General features: G+C 48.9%; 1 protein-coding gene. It reads right to left on the bottom strand.

Annotated elements, in window-relative coordinates:
• A partial coding sequence (locus HNR64_RS16980) for a DUF4158 domain-containing protein (protein WP_204997568.1) occupies nt 1–1,218 on the bottom strand: 1,218 nt, incomplete at its 3' end.
• Nucleotides 1,219–1,405: the final 187 nt, after the last annotated feature.

The raw sequence follows: 1,405 nt of genomic DNA on the forward strand, positions 1-1,405 counted from the left end.
CCCGCCATGGGCGGTATGATCTATCTCCAGCAGATCGATGCAATCCAGCAATGCCTTTCTCAGTGGTTTGGTGTAACGGCGTGGCAGGAACTGCAGGTAGTTATTGAATCCATGTAAGACCAGGCGGTTGCACCGCTCCATTACCTCAATTGGATCGCCTTGCATCACTCTGGAGATATTGTTGATGACCGTGGCAGGTGCAATTTTCTTGCTGACCTCCAGTGACACATCCCGCAGCATACAGATCAGATGTTCTTGTTCCAGTACCGAGCCTTCCTGAAACTTCCGTAGGTCAAGGCGGGCTTTGTTATGGATTTTACGGATCTCGCGGATAAAAAAATCGATCAGGAAATCGGTGCAGCAGTAGAGTTGTTCGTTCACCAACAAGGCCAGCAGCGCTTTACGCTTACTGGATTGCAAGGATCGCATTCGATCAGCGTTATAGGCCCTCGCCTCCAGGATGAATTGCGTGCGTTTCTCTTCGGGAATTTCCGGCACCAGACCGACCTGTTCATGAAGGTCTTTGATCCATGCGGTATGCGTGGTGAATTCAGTCAGGGCATGAACACTCGGTTTCTGCGGTTCACTCTTGAGCACCTGCCAGTGAGTAACGCCAGCCTCATTTTTGGTATGTAATAAGCTTTCTAGCAGGTCACTGGTTTGTGGAGAGAGTTGTTCAGCGATGGCGTGATAAAACGTTTTATTGGCATGAGCTCGTGCGGCAAAGGCCAATCGATCCAATGTCGAGAACGCGGGCAGCTCAATAGACTCTTTAACAAGCATCTCGAGCATCGCATTGATGATGTCGACCACACTGTCTTTGGTTCTGGCAATGTCGTTGGCGAAGGATCTGCTCCACGGTCCGTGCTCACTCAGCGAAAACGGATCCACATTGCAAAATCGCCGAATGGCATCCTTGATGCGCTTCAGGTTTGTTTTAGGAACCGGTGGCAATCGTTGATAGTTTTCATCCTGGAAGCGGGTGAAGCCGGCAATGTATTTAATGACCGAGATGGGAATCTCATCGGGTTTTGGAAAATATCCCAAGCGTTGAAAGCATTTCAGGTACACCAGGCAGGCTAGCGATTGATCGCCCTGCAGTCGCCGGCTTTTGGCCCAAACGACTTCTTCATCAAGCGGTGCGTAAACGAAGGCAATTTCTTTTTGGGTGAGATTGTATTTGAGTCTGGGGTACGCAGTATCGTGGATGGCAGCCATGGGTCACTCGCAAAAAGCGCGTGACTATGGCGAATATCTGTCGAGGTGAAAAGGCCCAACGAAAACTGTCTGTTATTTGAACAAAAATGCCGCTTTTACCAAGTTTTTGAGATTTTCTGTTTCTTGCAAAATCAAACAGTTAACTTACTTTCGTGGAACTTTTTACATGAATCTGGGCCGGACCTCG

It is taken from the genome of Spongiibacter marinus (assembly GCF_016906995.1).
GTDB lineage: Bacteria > Pseudomonadota > Gammaproteobacteria > Pseudomonadales > Spongiibacteraceae > Spongiibacter > Spongiibacter marinus.